This window comes from Mycobacterium sp., assembly GCF_035697385.1.
Taxonomy (GTDB): domain Bacteria; phylum Actinomycetota; class Actinomycetes; order Mycobacteriales; family Mycobacteriaceae; genus Mycobacterium.
This window is the reverse complement of the sequence record NZ_DASSCY010000093.1, coordinates 17,919-34,467: the sequence shown is the minus strand read 5'-3', so window position 1 is coordinate 34,467 and position 16,549 is coordinate 17,919. Positions and strand designations below refer to the sequence as shown.

Genomic DNA, 16,549 nt, shown 5'->3' with positions numbered 1-16,549 from the left:
GCCGCAAACAGCAAATTTTCTGTCGCGATTGGACAGTTGTCCGCCAAACGTATGATACTTTTGGTATGATTCCGACGACCGTAACTGCGCGTAACGGATGAGACACCTTCAGTTAACGCGCGCAGGCTAGCGCGGTGCGCGATTGCGCGCCTCTGGCAACGGTAAGTACGGCTGCCGCGTGTCCGACGTACTGTCGTTGCTGGCTTGTGATTGTGGAAAACTCCACGCGACGCACCCATGATCGGGAGCGCCCTCGTCGGACCCCTCGCTTAGCCTGGCGCCATGAGCGACGACAAGATGCTGGCGCGCATCGCCGCGCTGCTGCGCCAGGCCGAGGGCACCGACAACCCGCACGAGGCCGAGGCGTTCATGGCCGCAGCCCAGCGGTTGGCCACGGCGACCTCGATCGACCTGGCCGTGGCGAGGTCACATTCGGACAAGCGCACCAAGGCCCAGATGCCGGAGCAGCGCACCGTCACCATCGGTAACGCGGGCACCCGCGGTTTGCGCACCTATGTCCAGCTGTTCGTGGTGATCGCGAACGCCAACGACGTGAAGTGCGACGTCGCCTCCAACTCGACATTCGTCTACGCGTACGGGTTCGCCGAGGACATTGATGCCAGCCATGCGCTCTACGCCAGCCTGGTGATGCAGATGGTCAAGGCCTCCGAGGCCTATATCGCCTCCGGCGCCCACCGGCCGACGCCGACGATCACCGCACGGATCAACTTCCAGCTGGCCTTCGGTGCCCGCATCGGCAAGCGGCTGACCGAGGCACGCGAGGAGGCCCAGCGGGAGGCCACCAGAGACCATGACAGCCGTCCCGGAACGGCTATCGCGTTGCGGGACAAGGACATCGAGCTGAAGGACTTCTACCGTCACACATCAGCGGCGCGGGGAACCTGGCGGGCCACCAGCGCAACCGCCGGGTACTCGTCGGCGGCGCGACGGGCAGGCGATCGCGCGGGCAGAAAGGCACGGCTGGGCGGCAGTCCGGAGTTGGCGGGCTCTCGCTCTGCCCTGGAGACGTGACGCCCCGCGACACCCAGCGCGCGAAGGTCTATGCCGCGGAGGAGTTCGTGAGGACGCTCTTCGAGCGGGCAGCCGAGCGCGGCAACCGATCGGTCGACTTCTTCGGGACGCAGTTGACCCTTCCGCCGGAGGCACGGTTCGCGTCGGTGTCCGCTGTGCAGCGCTATGCCGACGACGTGCTGGCGCTCCCTGGCGTCCGTCAGCGATGGCCCGCCGCACGCGCGCTCACGGTGCGCGCACGTCGCGGGGCCGGCGCGGCACACTACGAATGCATCGGCGACGAGGCCACCATCGCGGTGCCCGAGCAGCGGACCAGCTGGGCGCTGCGGGAACTGGTGGCGCTGCACGAGATCGCCCACCACCTCAGCGGCGCGCAGCCGCCGCATGGACCGGAGTTCGTCGCCACGCTGTGTGACCTGGCCGGCATGGTGATGGGCCCGGAGGTGGGCCATGTGCTGCGGGTGATGTACGCCAAAGAGGGTGTGCGATAGCGGGGTAGCGTTGGCGCCGTGACCGATCCGAAGGCGCTTGACGAGATGTTCAACCAGCTGCTGCGCACCGAGGACGACGCGTTGAAGGCTGCGCGGGAAGCCGCAGCGGCCGCGGGAATGCCCGCCATAGAGGTGTCGGCACAACACGGCAAGCTGCTCGCGCTGCTCGCGACGGCGACGCACGCGAACCGAGTGCTGGAAATCGGCACCCTAGCGGCCTACAGCACCATCAACCTCGCCCGCGGAGTCGGGCCCGGTGGCAGCGTTGTCACGCTCGAATTCGACCCGAGGCACGCGGAGGTTGCCAAGGCCAACCTCGAGCGCGCCGGCGTCGCCGACCGTGTCGAGGTGATCGTCGGCACCGCCCTGGGCACACTGCCCCAACTAGCCGACCGCGGCGAGACATTCGACTTGATCTTCATCGACGCCGACAAGGAGAACAACGTCGCCTACGTCGAGTGGGCGATCAAGCTGGGCAGACCGGGCTCAGTCGTCGTGGTGGACAACATCGCTCGCATGGGGCGGGTGCTGGAACCGGCCGCCGACGATCATCAGGCCCGCGCCGTGCGCGACATGCTCGAGATGATGGGCCAGAACCCGCGGCTGGACACCGCGGCGATTCAGACGGTCGGAACCAAGGATTGGGACGGCTTCGCGGTGGCGGTCGTCAAGGAGCCCGTGGGTTAGAGCAGCTCATTGTCAGAGCGATCTACCTCGACCAGCACGTCGAGACCGCGCGTTGAGTGCGCGCCGGCTCCATCAAGTGTGCCTGTGCTGCAGGATCTTTCGAATATATGTGCAGTGGGCACACGCTCGACGCAATAAACGCTCTGTCAAAGCGGTACATGCACACTCGACATAGTTATCCGGCACTCAATCGCGATTCTGTCTTGCGTAGTCAGCGCGGGCCGGGCAACCCGAAACGAACTGTCCCAGATTGCCGCCCGACTGGCCGCTGTCGAAATCATCGCCGCCGATATGTCCAACCCTCTGATCGGATAGAGCAGGGAAGTAATCGATCTCGCAGTCCGCGACGACGTATGTATCCGCTTCCTAAACCTGTTCGCCGACGACGCAGCCTTCGTGACCACTGCCATATCCAACCCGGAGCTGACACAAGTTCAAGCCGACGAGGCTCTGGGCATAGGTCGGCATCTCCTCTCGCTACTCGATAACCCGCCGCTGCACTGATCCCCATATTGGACGCGGACCCCGACGGACCCGGCCCATCATGCGCAGCAACACCGCTACAGACCTCCGATGGCTTTAGTTGTCAACGGTTGGGGCCAGGTTGGTCATAGTGCTCGACGGGTCTGGACACGGTTGGCCCTCGGCGGATGGGGCCGGGCCTACTTCGCGTTCGAAGATTGTCTGCGAGAGGAGTTGCTATTGGCGGTCTAAGGGGTCATCTGCCTTCGAACTGTCACGCTGGGCGGTGTGCGTCGAAATGTGCGATTGCGCCAGTGCATTCCAGCATGTCGATCGTCAGGCCGGCATCGATCAACCACTGTTGGGCATCGTCGCGGGTACCCGCCGGCCCAAAAGTCCCGATTGCGCGCAGCATCGTCATGTAGGCATCAGCGCGCCTGAGTTGACCTCGAACAGCGAATTCACCCACTAGCCGGCCACCCGCTCGAAGGCATCGCGCCATCTCAGCCACGGCGACACCGGGATTCGGCACGCAGTGCAAGCCGTTGAAGCACACGCATAGATCGAACTCGCCGTCACTGAACGGCATCCGGTCGATGCTGGCTTCGACAATCCGAACGTGATCCTGATGCTCAGTCGGAATACGCCGTTGCGCCCGCGCCAACATCGGCGCGGAAATGTCGACTCCGACATAGCGAACCAGCTGATCGGGTCGCAAACGAAGCATCGCGATCCCGCCACCACACGGCACATCGAGAATCGCTGCACCATCCGGCATCCCGGCGATCACGTCCATCGCTTGATAGACACGGTCCACATCGGCGCCCATCACCACTCGCCCGAAACGTCGAGCCGCGGTCTTACGCTCCATCGCCCAGTCGTATGAGGCGCCAACCGTTTTAGCGAACACCGGACTCCGCCACACTCGGCTTACGTTCAGTGTCTTGTTCCCTTCCTTGTGTCGCGGAGAGTCGTCATCTGCGCCGAATGTCGATTCAAACGACCTCGAAGCTGACCTCGAGCCGACACTTTCAGTTGCCACCCTTAGTCGCGAGTCGGCTTGCCATCAGGGCGCTGTTGATGGACACCTCGGCGAGTAGGCCTGGGGCGGCGGCACAATCCCCGATTAGATAGCGCCCGTTGTCCTGGTCGATCGGCGGCCGGTCGCGCCAGGTTTGGCCAGGCAGATCCACGGCGCCAGTGCGGTAGGTGGCGGTCTGCTCGCGTCGCCAGGTGACGCGGCCATGCCAGCCGGGCAAGGCCAGATCCAACAACGATTCCAGCCGACCGATACCTTCGGCTTTGGACTCACCAGACCGCGAGGGGATTTCGCCCTGGAATAGGTCGTGGCCCTGCGGCGCAAGGGAAGGGTCCTGGCTTGTGAAGCATTCGATCATCGCACCCTCATCGAAGTCGAAGACCGCGAAAGGATCTCGCCGATCACGACGGACGCCGACGTCGAGGAGAGCCGCACGTCCACTTTCCCAGCGCAACGTCTCATCCTTGAACAACCCCCGTGCGGAGTCCAGCGAAGTCGCCACGATCACCGGGCCTGTCTCGGGAAGCTCGCTGATCCGCGAATTGGTCTCGATATGAACACTCCTGGCGCGCGCACAACGTTCCATGCGAGCAATCACCGCCGCCCACCCGCCGCAGGGATAGCGGGTAACTGGCGGAAATTTCGGTGTGGTGACTCGAAGCAGCCGTTCAAAGACAAACGCCGCGGAAAGCCGACCCGCATCGGCGTGATAGATCGCCGGGCCGACCATGCCCTCTGCTGCTCGGCAGACATCTTCGCCGAAACGCTTGCCCGCCCAATCCCGAAAGCTGACGTCGACAGGAGCGTGATGGCGCCGTCCTGCTGTCACCAGCCTGGTAAATCCGGCCGGTGGGACGCGGCGCAGTCGTCCTCCATGACGAATACGCACGCGCGCAAGCTGGCGCACGCCAAGACGGGCGAAGGGTGCCACCAGGCCGCGAGCAGCCAGCCACCGCCATGGCGGACCGTCGTAGAACGCGTGGGTGCCGTCGTTGGCGATGTAGGGAGCCGGGCTGCTGCGGGCGCGACCGCCGAGAACACCGTGTGCCTCGTGCAGGATTACCTTGGCACCATTTTCGGCGCAGGCGATCGCGGCGGTTAGCCCCGCCAGGCCTCCTCCTATCACCGTCACTGATGTCGCCTGTGTCAAGCCCAGCCCCCTTTGAATCCGACCGCTCTGCTCTACTATCGACCGTAGTACTACGCACTGCGGGTGGTAAAGAGTGCAAAGGCAGTGCCCTGTGGATCGGCTATGGCCCCCACGCTCAATCCTGAGAGCACACCCATTAGGCGGCGGGATTGCCGATCAGAGAAGGGAATCCCCTGCTCTCGTCGAGCACTTGGCTGTGCTTAGGCTCTGGTAGAGCTGGCCGAGGAGTTTGTTTAACAGGTTTCGGGTGGCGGCGGCACGACGGTCTCCGTGGTCGCGTCGCTGGCGGTAGTGCTGATGGGGGCTCACAGTTCGACGCTGCCGAAAAGGCCCATATCCATCCGCCATTGGCGAGCCGGTTGTTCTTAGTGCGGCGATGGGTAACCGACAGGGATCGGCCTGAGGCGCGTGTGATGGGAGCGGATCCGGCGTAGGCCTTCAACGCTCTGGCGTCGGCGAAGCGGCTTCTCTCGCCAAGGGTTCGCCCAAGCGAGACCATGGCGCGAACAACCACTAGTCCTGAGAACCGCGTCGGTCTGTAACAAGACCTCAAAGGTCGGATAAAACTCAGGCGTCTATCCCCGGGACTGACGGTCGTTCGTATCTAGGTAGATAACATCGCGTTCGACGTGAAATGGCTGCCCAAACCCAATGTGGGTGACAGTCGTGCACCCTCGACAAGTTGAGGCATCGCTGGCTCGCCCGTGGGTTAGAGCAGCTTGTCCAGCGTGATGGGCAGCTCGGTGATGCGCTTGCCGGTCGCATTGAACACCGCATTGGCGATGGCCGCGGGCACCCCGACCATCACGAGCTCGCCGAGGCCCTTGACTCCGAGCGGGTCGGCGATGGTGTCCTCGGCCGGAAGGAACTCCGCATCGAGGGCGGGAACGTCGGCGTTGACGGGGACGAGATAATCGGACATGTTGGCGTTGACGATTCGGCCGTCGCGGTGATCGAGGTGCGTGGCTTCCAGCAGCGCCATCCCGATTCCTCCGACGATGCCGCCGATGGCCTGACTGTGGGCCAGCTTCGGGTTGATGATCCGGCCCGCGTCATAGCAGCCGTAGACGCGACGGATCCTCACCGTGCCGAGCAGCTCGTCGACGGCGACCTCAGCGAAGACCGCGCCGTAGGCGTGCATCGAAAACCGTTGATCGGCGTCATCAGGCGACCAAGTCTCTTGAGAGTCAAGGCTTTCCCATCCGCGGCGGCGTAGCAGGTCTTGGTAGGACTCGCCACGCGCCGGGTCACCGGTGTGGAACATGCGCCCGCCTGCGACGGCAACATCGGCTGGGCGTAGCCCGTTCAGCGGCGATCCGGGGTCGACCACCGCAGTGCGGATGAACCGATCACGCAGGATGTTGCCGACGTGCGCGACGGCCGAGCCGACGCTGGCCATCGTTCGCGAACCGCCGTGCACCGGTGCCTCCGGCAGCCTGCTGTCGCCGAGGCTGAATCGGACCCTGGCGATCGGCAGCCCCAGCGCGTCGGCGGCGACCTGCGTCATCGACGTGTACGTGCCGGGACCCATGTCGATGGTGGCGGACCCGACGTCGGCCGTGCCGTCGGCGTTGATCCGCGCCGACACCGCACACGGACCGCGCAGCGTATGGTAAACCGTTGCTGCGGTGCCGATTCCGATGAGCTGGGCACCGTCGCGGACAGCTCGCGGTGTCGGGTTGCGCCGGGACCATCCGAACTCGGCCGCGCCGCGCCGGAAGCAGTCCGTCAGCCGCCGGGTGGAAAACGGAACGTTCTCGAACTGGTCACGCTCGGGCTCGTTGCGGGCGCGCAACTCGATCGGATCGATCCCCAGCCGCACGGCAAGATCATCCATACCGCATTCCAGCGCGAACGCGCCCGTGGTGGTCCCCGGCCCCCGCATGAACGTCGGCGGATTGATGTCCAGCGGCACACTGCGATACACCGAGCGCATGTTGGGCGCGCTGTACATGAACCTGGCCGCACCGACGATGCCGTCCTCGTATGACTCGTAGCGCGAATTCTCCGTACGACCCTCGTGGACTATCGCGTCGATGCGCCCCGACCGGTCGGCGCCGATCGCCAACCGCTGCCTGCTGGTCGGCCGGTATCCGGCGACGGTGTAGAACTGCTTGCGGCTCAACACCAATTTGACGGGCATGCGCATCTGCCGGGCCGCGAATGCCGCCAGCAGCTGATGCGGCCAGACCTTGCCGGCAACGCCGAACCCGCCGCCAACAAACGGCGATATCACCCGGATCCAGTCGGCGGGAATCCCGAACGCTTTGGAGTAGGCCTCCAGCGCCCAGGTGATGCCCTGAACCTTGTCCCACACCGTGAGCCGGTCGCCGTCCCAACTCGCAATGGTGGCAGGGGTTTCCATCGGGTTGTGGTTGTTGCGGGCGATCGAGTACTGCAAGTCGGATACGACTGTGGCGGCGCGCAACGCGGCATCGGCGTTGCCGCGGGCATAATCTCGCACTCTTTCGGTCCTGCCGGGCTCCTGAACCGCCTGCGGCGTATCGATATCCGTCAACAGCGCGTCAATACGGAAGCGGACATCGACGACGGCCGCGCCGTGGGTGGCCGCCTCCAGCGTGTTGGCCACCACCACGGCAACCGGCTGGCCGAACGAAGCGATCTGCCGCGGATCATAGGGAAGCGTGACCCCGCCGAAATCGGCGATGACACGCTGCACGCCTGGAACCCGCTGGGCTGCAGCAGAATCGACGTGCACGACGGCGCCGCGCGCAATTGTGCTGCATACCAGTGCGGCATAGGCGTAGTCGGGTATCGCGTGATCGGCCGCGTACGGTGCCTTCCCGGTGACCTTGAGCCGGCCATCGACCCTGGTGACGGGCTGACCCGTCAGCAGCGCGGCAGGGACGGGCCGTGTCATGGCAGGCCAGCTACGGTGGCCAACTGCCGCTGCACCGTCCGCTTGATCAGCTCCACCTTGAACCCGTTCTCCGACAACGGCCTAGCGCCGTCGGCGGCACGCGCGGCGGCGCTGCGGAACAACTCGTTGTTGGGTGGACGCCCGATGAGGGCGCCTTCCACAGCGGGTAGTCGCCATGGCACTGTGCCCACGCCGCCGACGGCCACTCGGGCGGCGCGAATGATCCCACCGCCGATGTCCAGTGCGACCGCCGCCGACGTGAGCGCGAACTCATACGATTCCCGATCGCGCACCTTCAGATAACCCGATCGCCGCGACTCCGGCCGTATCGGTACTTCGATCGCGACGATGAGCTGGCCGGGCCGCAGGTTGTGTTCGCGATCAGGTGTCGTGCCTGGCTGGCGAAAGAACTCCGATATCCGAATCGGATGCTCGCCGTTGCTGTCTCGGACGATCACCAGCGCGTCAAGCGCAACCAGTGCGACGGCGAGGTCGGAGGGATGGGTGGCGACGCACTGGTCACTCGCCCCCAAGATGGCGTGCGTACGGTTGCGGCCACCAATTGCCGAGCAGCCCGTCCCCGGTGTGCGACGGTTGCAGTCGGCAGAGACGTCGCGGAAATACAGGCACCGGGGCCGCTGCATGAGGTTGCCTCCGATGGAGGCCATGTTCCGCAACTGAGCCGACGCGCTGAGCTCCAACGCCTCGGCGATGACCGGGAACTGCGTGCGCACACCGGGATGGGTGGCGAGCTCGGACATCCGCACCAGCGAGCCGACGCGCAGCCGTGCGGAACCCAGGTCGATGGACCAGTAGGGCAGGCCGTTGATGTCCACGACGGCCTGCGGTCGTTCCACCGTCTCGCGCATCAAGTCGACCAGCGTGGTGCCACCGGCGATATAGCGGGACCCGGATTCGCCCGCGGCCAGCGCCGCATCCTCGTCGGCCACCTTGGTGAAGCTGAAGGGGAACATGGCTAGGTACTCCTCGCCGCGGAAGCGACCGCCTTGACGATGTTGGTGTAAGCGCCGCATCGACAGATGTTGCCGCTCATCCATTCCCGGATCTCGGCGGCCGAGCCGGTGTGACCTTCACGGATGCAGCCGATGCCGGACATGATCTGTCCCGCGGTGCAGTAACCGCACTGCAACCCGTCCTCGTCGATGAAGGCTTGCTGCAGCGGATGCAGACGACCGTTCTGCTCGAGTCCTTCGACAGTGGTGATCTCGGCGCCGTCATGCATGACCGCCAGGGTGAGACACGAGTTGATCCGCCGGCCGTTCACCAGAATGGTGCATGCGCCACAGGCGCCCTGATCGCAGCCCTTCTTGGTGCCGGGCAGGTCCGCGCGCTCGCGCAGCATGTCCAGCAGCGACGTCCGGTTGTCGACGGTGATCTCGCGTTGCTCACCGTTGATGCGCAACCGCACTACTGATGCTTGGCCGTTGTCCTGACGCTCATCGTCGTCGCCGCAGCCCGCGAGCAGCGGTCCGGTTGCCACCGCACCCCCCACCGCGAGTGACGCGCCGACGAACGTTCGGCGGTTCATCCACACTGGCGAGCCCGGCGAGGCTTCGTGAGAATCACTGTCGGTCATCGACATTCACGCTATGCACCCGACTGCTCAATCCGGCCAGACGCATAGGGAACTCATAAATACGCATCGCGGGGTAATGACAGAACCCCTCACGAGCTCTCGGCACCCGGAGCGGGTTCACCGGCATTCGGTGGCGCCGGCACGTCCGCGCAGAAGTTGCGCTGCTGCCCCGGATATCAGCGGGACCAGGCGGGGGAATCTGCCGCAGCGCGCAGTGCGGCGACGATGCGTTCCTCGTTCGCGATGAAGCGGTCCGTTGGCGCCGGCACGGAGATCGCGACGATGTGGCCACCGGCCGTACGTCGGGCCATGCCGGCCGCTGAGATGCCGACCGTGTGTTCGTCGCGGTCGAACGTGATGCTGCTGCTCGAAAGGTGTTCATGGTCGAGCAACTCCAGCGCGGCCTTGCCGTTGGCCGTCGTCTCCAGCGGGAATCGGACGCCGACGGCCGACACCGCGCGCAATCGGTGGGGCGATTCGACCTGGTCGATGAACAGCATCTGCTTTCCATGCAGCACTGACAGGTCAACGGTCTCTTCGGTGGCCAGGCCAAGTTCCTCGAGCGTCGGCCGGAACATCGCTGCCAGGTTCGCGCTATCGGCGCTGCTCAAGCCGAGTAGGCGATCGCCCAGGCTGAAGCGGCCCTGGTCGTCGACGCTGGCGAACCCGACCTCGACCAGCCCGATGAGCAGCCTGCGCGCCGTGGATTTCGCAAGGCCCAACTGTGCGCCCAGGTCAACGAGCCGGAGGCGGCCCGGCGCGGCGGCGATCTCGTCGAGGGCGGCAGCCGCGCGGCGCAGCACCTGAACCCCTTCGTCGCGCCCGTAAATTACTCGGTCATTTTCCTCCGGACGCGGCACACCGCCACTATATTGATTCGGATACCGGATCACAATGATCCACATTCCGGATCTAGGAGGCTCCACGTGGTATCACTTCCGGCCGGACGGCACTTCTTGCGCGGAGACGATGGATACGACGAAGCCAGGCGGGCGACGGTGTGGAACGCCCGCACGCCCGACCGTTTCCCCGAGGTGATCGTGCAGGCCCACGACGCCGATGAAGTCGTCGCGGCGATCCGATATGCCGACGCGAACGATCATCAGGTCGGCGTGCGGTCGGGAGGACATAGCTGGGCGGGCAATCATGTCCGCGACGGCGGCATGTTGCTTGACGTCAGCGGCCTCGACGCGTGCACCGTCGACTCCGAGCGGATGATCGCGATCGTCGGGCCCGGCAAGGGCGGGAGCGTGCTGGCCGCCGAGTTGGACGCACAAGGTCTGTTCTTCCCCACCGGCCATTGCAAGGGCGTGTGTATCGGTGGCTACCTGCTTCAGGGCGGTTATGGCTGGAACAGCCGCGTCGTCGGACCGGCGTGCGAGAGCGTCCTCGGCGTGGACGTCGTCACCGCGGACGGGGAGCAGATCCACTGCGACGCGCAGCATCACGCCGACCTCTACTGGGCCGCCCGCGGATCCGGTCCTGGCTTTTTCGGCGTGGTCACCGCCTTTCACCTACGCGTCTACCCACGCCCGGCGGTCTGCGGCAGCAGCCTGTACGTCTACCCGATCGGGCTGGCCGACGACGTGTTCACGTGGGCGCGCACGATCAGCGCCGAGGTGGATCGTCGCGTCGAGCTGCAAATCGTCACGTCGCGCAGCGTTCCCGGCGCCGGGCTCGACCAGCCGGGCATCGTGATGGCGTCGCCGGTGTTCGCCGAATCTGAAGACGAGGCGGCGCGGGCGCTCGCGCTGCTAGACACCTGTCCTGTGCGCGATCGTGCGATCGTCGCAATCCCTTACGCCCCAGCCGATCTCACCAGCTGGTACGAAGCGGTGATGAGCAACTACCCGACGGGATACCGCTACGCCACCGACAACATGTGGACGTCGGCGCCTGCGGCGGATCTCCTGCCGGGCGTTCGCCGGATCATCGAGACGCTGCCGCCGCACCCCTCGCACTTCCTTTGGCTGAACTGGGGGCCGTCGCCGGCGCGCCAGGACATGGCCTACAGCTTGGAGGCCGACATCTATTTCGCCCTCTACACCGTCTGGCAGGATCCGGCTGACGACGAAAAGTACTGCGACTGGGCGCGTTCCAACATGGCGGCAATGGCGCATCTCGGTACCGGCATCCAGCTCGCCGACGAGAACCTCGGCCAGCGTCCGGCCAAGTTCGCGACGGACGAGAGCATGGCCCGCCTCGACAAGGTCCGCGCTCAATACGACCCGCACGGGCGATTCCACAGCTGGATGGGGCGCGTGTGACATGCGCGGCTATCTGGGCTATCGCGGCGCAGACGCCGACACGCCGTTCGGTACTTTCTTCGACCCCGAAATAGCGCCGCTGCCAAGGCATGTGGTTGAGGCGCTGGAGCACGGCCCGCAGGCGGAACCCACGTTACTGGCGTACGACGAGGCTGCCTCGATCCTCGATGGCGGGTACCACCAGACCGAGAACGGCTACGGTCTCCTGCGGGATGGCGGCATTCAGGTCTCGGTCCGCACCGACATGCCCGGTGTGACACCGGCGATGTGGTCGTGGTGGTTTGGATGGCACGGCAGTGATTCTCGGCGCTACAAGCTATGGCATCCGCGGGCGCACGTGTCAGTACAGTGGGGCGACGGCAGAGGCGACGGCCGCTATGTCGGCCGAACCTCGAACATCGAGGAGTACCTCGGCTCGACGTATGCGAAGGCCGCGATTCAGTTCGTGGCGCCCTCGACACTCGGCCTTGGCGCCGTCCCCGAGGACGACGTTGCGATCTGTGCCCGGCTCGGATCGGGCGATGTACCGGTCGATGTCGGCTGGTTCGTCCACCATGTCCGCCCTACGCCGGCCGGAAGCGAGATGCGATCACGGTTCTGGCTTGGCGGCCGGCACATTGCGGTGCGCGGCGCAAGGCCGATGCTGAGCAGGGTCGTTCGGCCGGTCGTCGGCCGGATGTTGGGTGCGTCAGCATCGAGCGCACGCGACCTCATGGTGCATTGCGCGCAGGAGATGAACCACCTCGCAGGGTTTCTGCCGGCGCTTTACGAACGCATCCGACCTTGTGAATCTTGATTGCTGCCATCTCAAGATCGGGCGTAATCTGGAGGTTGATGCATGGGGTCGGGCAAGCCCCAGATTTGCTTGCCGCCTACAGAGAGGAAACAGAAATGACTACGGCCCATACATCAATCGATCAGCATCCTGACATATTGGCTCTTCGCGCGAGTTACGACCGCGCCGCGGAGTCGATGACCGCACAGGCCACCTTCGGCCTGACGTTGCTGACGGCGATCTACGTTGCGTTGTCACCGCATATCGTCGGCTTCGACGCCTTTGCGCGGATCACCGTCAACGATCTGATCGTTGGAATCACTGTCGCTGTCCTGGCGATGTGTTTCGGCTCGGCGCTCGACCGTACCCACGGGATGACGTGGACGCTTCCTGTCTTCGGTTTATGGCTGTTCGCCTCACCGTGGATCTTTGTCGCGTCGCCAACCGCGGGCATGATCTGGTCGCACGTGATCTGCGGTCTGCTGATCACTGTGCTGGGCCTGAACGCTGTGTATTTCGGCATGCGCGTCCGTTCCGAAGGAATGCACGCCCGCGCCGAAGCGCACTAGTCAGACACGACAAGACCGGCCGGGGCGACCCGGCCGGCCGCCCCTTCGCCCCAGCCGCGCCCGCCAGGCCGCCGGCGGTGAATCATCCACGCTCAGTGAGTTATTCAGGCCACTCGAACACGGCGAAGGGGGTCGAGCATGGAGCTTCTAACCTCTGCCGGCAGGCCGTCCGTTGGGTAATCCGCGCGTGCGTGAATCACGCTGTTGGACTGGGAATTAAAGACATGGCGCGTGTCGCACCGCGGCACCTTTGCCACCCCAGACGGTATGGGCGCCGCAGCCAGCGCGCAAGATAGTCATATGCAATACATAGAGAAGCCGACTTACGGTGTGACGCAAGGTATTTACATACCCAGCGCGACGCCGGCACGCCGATAGTAGCGAATTACATTGTGGCGCCGCGCACTACGCATTTGTGTTCGATATGAACCAGGAGACGACGGCCCAAGGCGTACCTAGCGTCAAAGCCGTAAGCAAAACACGACGAAGGAGCAATTAAATGTTCACCACACCACGCTTTGCCGCACTGTTTCTCGGAGCAGGAGCTGTCGCCGCCGCAATCACCGCGGCCCCGAACGCTTCCGCGGCAGAGGTGCGGACCTGCGCGAACGGCGGCGGTGCGACCATCTGCCAAAGCCCAGGCAACGCAGAGATCCACACCGACCAGCCGCCAGTGCAGGCGCCGCAAATCTATGGACCGTTTTCTTCGCCGTTCCCGCTGTTGTTCGACTAGGGCAGCCGACGTGGGTGAATCCGCGGAGACGACAACCGACCCGGTCGTCTCCGCGGTTTCGTTGTTCTGCCGCCGCCTAACCGCAGACCGCGCCACCCGCGGCCGAACCAACCAGCTTGGTGTACTTGGCCAGCACGCCGGTGGTGTAGCGCGGCGGCAATGGCTCGAAGCCTGCCTTTCGCGCTTCGAACTCGTCCGGGTCGACGACGACGTCGAGGGTGCCGTTCGCCACGTCCAGCCGAATGCGATCGCCGTCTTGCAGGAAGGCGATGGGCCCACCGTCGACGGCCTCTGGCGCAATGTGTCCGACGCACAACCCCGTGGTGCCGCCTGAGAATCGGCCGTCGGTCATCAACAGCACATCCTTGCCGAGCCCGGCGCCCTTGATGGCGCCGGTGATGGCGAGCATCTCCCGCATGCCGGGACCGCCCTTGGGGCCTTCGTACCTGATCACCACCACGTCGCCCGCGGTGATCGTCCCGTCCTCGAGGGCGTCCAGCGCTGCCCGCTCACGCTCGAAAACCCTTGCGGTGCCTTCGAATACATCCGAGTCGAACCCTGCGGACTTGACCACCGCACCCTCGGGGGCCAGTGATCCGTGCAGGATCGTGATGCCGCCCGTGGGATGGATCGGGTTCTCCAGCGCCCGCAGCACCTTGCCGTCGGGATCCGGCGGTGCGATGTGCGCAAGGTTTTGGGCCATGGTCTGACCCGTGACCGTGAGGCAATCCCCGTGCAGCAGACCGGCATCCAGCAGCGCCTTCATCACGACGGGCACGCCACCGATGCGGTCGACGTCGGTCATCACATGCTTTCCGAACGGTTTCACGTCGGCAAGGTGGGGCACCTTCGCGCCGACGCGGGTGAAGTCCTCCAGCGTCAGCTTGACGTTGGCCTCGTGCGCGATCGCGAGCAGATGCAGAACGGCGTTGGTCGAGCCGCCGAACGCCATCACCACCGCGATAGCGTTCTCGAACGCTTCCTTGGTCATGATGTCGCGGGCGGTGATGCCACGACGAAGCAGCTCCACGACAGCCTGGCCGCTGCGGCGGGCGAACCCGTCACGGCGACGATCGGTCGCCGGCGGCGCCGCGCTGCCGGGCAACGACATGCCAAGCGCCTCAGCGGCACTCGCCATGGTGTTGGCGGTGTACATGCCGCCGCACGCCCCTTCGCCGGGGCAGATCGCGCGTTCGATCGCGTCGACGTCCTCGCGCGGCATCAGTCCACGCGCGCACGCACCGACGGCCTCGAACGCGTCGATGATCGTCACTTGGCGCTCGGTGCCGTCCGACATCTTGGCGATGCCGGGCAGGATCGAGCCGGCGTACAAGAAGACGCTGGCGAGGTCCAGCCGAGCGGCGGCCATCAGCATGCCGGGCAGCGACTTGTCGCACCCGGCAAGCAGCACTGAGCCGTCGAGCCGCTCGGCCTGCATGACGACCTCGACGCTGTCGGCGATCACCTCACGCGACACCAGCGAGAAGTGCATGCCTTCGTGGCCCATCGAGATGCCGTCGGACACCGAGATGGTGCCGAACTCCATCGGAAAGCCGCCCGCGGCGAACACCCCGTCCTTGACGGCCTTGGCCAGCCGGTCCAGCGACAGGTTGCACGGCGTGATCTCGTTCCACGACGACCCGACGCCGATCTGGGGTTTGGCGAAGTCGTCGTCCTCCATGCCTACCGCGCGAAGCATTCCGCGGGCTGCGGCCTTTTCGAGGCCATCGGTGACGTCGCGACTGCGGGGCTTGATGTCGGGAGCCGAGGGGTCTGAGGGCATCGTTTCAGTATGCCTTCGGCGTTTCACCGGGCCAAACCGTTATCAATACCCCGGTGGGGTACCCGGTAAGCTGGGGTCATGACGTCCGTCCCCGCTCGCTTGGTCGTGGTCCTCGCCGCGATCGCCGCCGCGCTGTTCCTGTCGTCCTGCAACAGCCCTGCGTCCGACGAGCACACCAACCATGAGCAAACCGACGAGCCCGTCATCACCGGGGAGCCGGCGGGCTTCAACGCCGACGATGTCGCGTTCGCCACCAACATGATTCCCCACCACCAGCAGGCCGTCGAGTTGTCGGCGCTCGTCACCGATCGCTCCGCGAATCTGGAGCTCATCGAGCTGGCCAAGCAGATCTCCGCAGCCCAGGGGCCGGAGATCGAGATCATGAAGGTGTTGCTCGTGCAGTGGAAGGAAAACACCGACACCGGTGCCGAGCACGGCGGGCACGGCGGCACCATGGCCGGAATGGTCGACGAGGCCACCATGACGAAATTGAAGTCGCTGAACGGCGCGGGATTCGACACACTATGGCTGCAGTCGATGATCAGCCACCACCAGGGAGCGATCGAGATGGCCAAGGCCGAAATCGCCAATGGCGAGAACGTCGACGCCAAAGGCCTCGCGCAAACGATAATCGACACGCAGCAGGCCGAGATCGGCCAGATGAAGCAGATGCTGGGAGGCTGAAATGACTGCGACACACGGCTATTCGCCGCAAAAAGAGAACTACGCGAAGCGGCTGCGCAGGATCGAGGGCCAGGTCCGCGGCATCGCGAAGATGATCGACGAGGACAAGTACTGCATCGACGTCCTCACTCAGATCAGCGCCGTCAACAGCGCCCTGCAATCCGTGGCCCTTGGTCTGCTCGACGAGCACCTCGGGCACTGCGTCACGCAGGCCGTCGCCGACGGCGGTGACGAGGCCGACGCCAAGCTGGCCGAGGCCTCGGCGGCCATCGCGCGGCTGGTGCGGTCCTGACTGCCAGTAGGCGGCCAGGCCGACCTAAAGGCGCTCTCGTTTTGCCCGCGTAGCGAGCGACAGTTGGGTCTTGGCGCCACATCGCCGCCGAGTTGTCGCTCAGTAGG

At 65.1% G+C, this 16,549-nt stretch carries 17 protein-coding genes; 9 read left to right on the top strand and 8 right to left on the bottom strand.

Features of this window, described 5'->3' with window-relative positions:
- Window positions 1–282 precede the first annotated feature (282 nt).
- The 3 genes from VFH65_RS08570 to VFH65_RS08560 are packed head-to-tail and all read left to right on the top strand — an operon-like array spanning window position 283 to window position 2,210.
- Complete coding sequence (locus tag VFH65_RS08570) at window positions 283–1,032, top strand: DUF2786 domain-containing protein (RefSeq protein WP_353320716.1); 750 nt, start codon at window positions 283–285, stop codon at window positions 1,030–1,032.
- Complete coding sequence (locus tag VFH65_RS08565) at window positions 1,029–1,523, top strand: TIGR04338 family metallohydrolase (protein WP_353320715.1); 495 nt, start codon at window positions 1,029–1,031, stop codon at window positions 1,521–1,523. Before VFH65_RS08570 ends, VFH65_RS08565 begins: the two co-directional genes overlap by 4 nt.
- A 45-nt stretch (window positions 1,524–1,568) precedes the next feature.
- Window positions 1,569–2,210, top strand: a complete 642-nt coding sequence (locus VFH65_RS08560; protein WP_353320721.1) for an O-methyltransferase — start codon at window positions 1,569–1,571, stop codon at window positions 2,208–2,210.
- A 736-nt stretch (window positions 2,211–2,946) separates the two neighbouring features.
- On the opposite strand, the gene VFH65_RS08555 is transcribed toward VFH65_RS08560, so the two are convergent.
- The 7 genes from VFH65_RS08555 to VFH65_RS08525 all read right to left on the bottom strand — a co-directional run bounded on the left by VFH65_RS08555 (window position 2,947) and on the right by VFH65_RS08525 (window position 10,244).
- Window positions 2,947–3,543 (bottom strand): class I SAM-dependent methyltransferase, encoded by a 597-nt coding sequence (locus tag VFH65_RS08555; protein WP_353320714.1) that lies wholly within the window; start codon window positions 3,541–3,543, stop codon window positions 2,947–2,949.
- Between the two features lie 160 nt (window positions 3,544–3,703).
- Window positions 3,704–4,843, bottom strand: coding sequence for an NAD(P)-binding protein (locus VFH65_RS08550; RefSeq protein WP_353320713.1), 1,140 nt, complete (start codon window positions 4,841–4,843; stop codon window positions 3,704–3,706).
- A gap of 154 nt (window positions 4,844–4,997) precedes the next feature.
- A complete protein-coding gene (locus tag VFH65_RS08545; protein WP_414688384.1) occupies window positions 4,998–5,360 on the bottom strand; it encodes a transposase in 363 nt (120 codons plus the stop codon).
- Between the two features lie 210 nt (window positions 5,361–5,570).
- Window positions 5,571–7,742 (bottom strand): xanthine dehydrogenase family protein molybdopterin-binding subunit, encoded by a 2,172-nt coding sequence (locus tag VFH65_RS08540; protein WP_353320712.1) that lies wholly within the window; start codon window positions 7,740–7,742, stop codon window positions 5,571–5,573.
- Window positions 7,739–8,716, bottom strand: a complete 978-nt coding sequence (locus VFH65_RS08535) for an FAD binding domain-containing protein (protein WP_353320711.1) — start codon at window positions 8,714–8,716, stop codon at window positions 7,739–7,741. The genes VFH65_RS08540 and VFH65_RS08535 overlap by 4 nt, the downstream gene beginning before the upstream one ends.
- A 2-nt stretch (window positions 8,717–8,718) precedes the next feature.
- Window positions 8,719–9,339, bottom strand: a complete 621-nt coding sequence (locus tag VFH65_RS08530) for a (2Fe-2S)-binding protein (RefSeq protein ID WP_353320710.1) — start codon at window positions 9,337–9,339, stop codon at window positions 8,719–8,721.
- Window positions 9,340–9,515: 176 nt separating this feature from the next.
- Complete coding sequence (locus VFH65_RS08525) at window positions 9,516–10,244, bottom strand: IclR family transcriptional regulator (protein ID WP_414688385.1); 729 nt, start codon at window positions 10,242–10,244, stop codon at window positions 9,516–9,518.
- A gap of 21 nt (window positions 10,245–10,265) precedes the next feature.
- Between VFH65_RS08525 and VFH65_RS08520 the strand changes: the two genes are divergently transcribed.
- The 4 genes from VFH65_RS08520 (at window position 10,266) to VFH65_RS08505 (ending at window position 13,683) form a co-directional block, all read left to right on the top strand.
- Window positions 10,266–11,606 carry an FAD-binding oxidoreductase gene (locus tag VFH65_RS08520; RefSeq protein ID WP_353320708.1) on the top strand — a complete coding sequence of 447 codons (1,341 nt, stop codon included), beginning with the start codon at window positions 10,266–10,268 and terminating at the stop codon, window positions 11,604–11,606.
- A 1-nt stretch (window position 11,607) separates the two neighbouring features.
- Window positions 11,608–12,402: a DAPG hydrolase family protein gene (locus tag VFH65_RS08515; protein WP_353320707.1), complete on the top strand. Its 795-nt coding sequence runs from the start codon at window positions 11,608–11,610 to the stop codon at window positions 12,400–12,402.
- Window positions 12,403–12,497: 95 nt separating this feature from the next.
- The gene (locus VFH65_RS08510) at window positions 12,498–12,950 is read left to right on the top strand and encodes an SPW repeat protein (protein ID WP_353320720.1); all 453 of its coding nucleotides are present in this window, start codon (window positions 12,498–12,500) and stop codon (window positions 12,948–12,950) included.
- A 499-nt stretch (window positions 12,951–13,449) separates the two neighbouring features.
- Window positions 13,450–13,683: a hypothetical protein gene (locus VFH65_RS08505; protein ID WP_353320706.1), complete on the top strand. Its 234-nt coding sequence runs from the start codon at window positions 13,450–13,452 to the stop codon at window positions 13,681–13,683.
- A 76-nt stretch (window positions 13,684–13,759) separates the two neighbouring features.
- Here VFH65_RS08505 and ilvD read toward each other — a convergent pair whose 3' ends face one another.
- A complete protein-coding gene (ilvD, locus tag VFH65_RS08500; protein ID WP_353320705.1) occupies window positions 13,760–15,466 on the bottom strand; it encodes a dihydroxy-acid dehydratase in 1,707 nt (568 codons plus the stop codon).
- Window positions 15,467–15,544: 78 nt separating this feature from the next.
- On the opposite strand from ilvD, the gene VFH65_RS08495 reads away from it, so the two are divergent.
- Both VFH65_RS08495 and VFH65_RS08490 read left to right on the top strand, forming a co-directional pair.
- Complete coding sequence (locus VFH65_RS08495; RefSeq protein ID WP_353320704.1) at window positions 15,545–16,150, top strand: DUF305 domain-containing protein; 606 nt, start codon at window positions 15,545–15,547, stop codon at window positions 16,148–16,150.
- Window position 16,151: 1 nt separating this feature from the next.
- Window positions 16,152–16,442 (top strand): metal-sensitive transcriptional regulator, encoded by a 291-nt coding sequence (locus VFH65_RS08490; protein WP_353320703.1) that lies wholly within the window; start codon window positions 16,152–16,154, stop codon window positions 16,440–16,442.
- The last annotated feature ends 107 nt before the right edge of the window (window positions 16,443–16,549 follow it).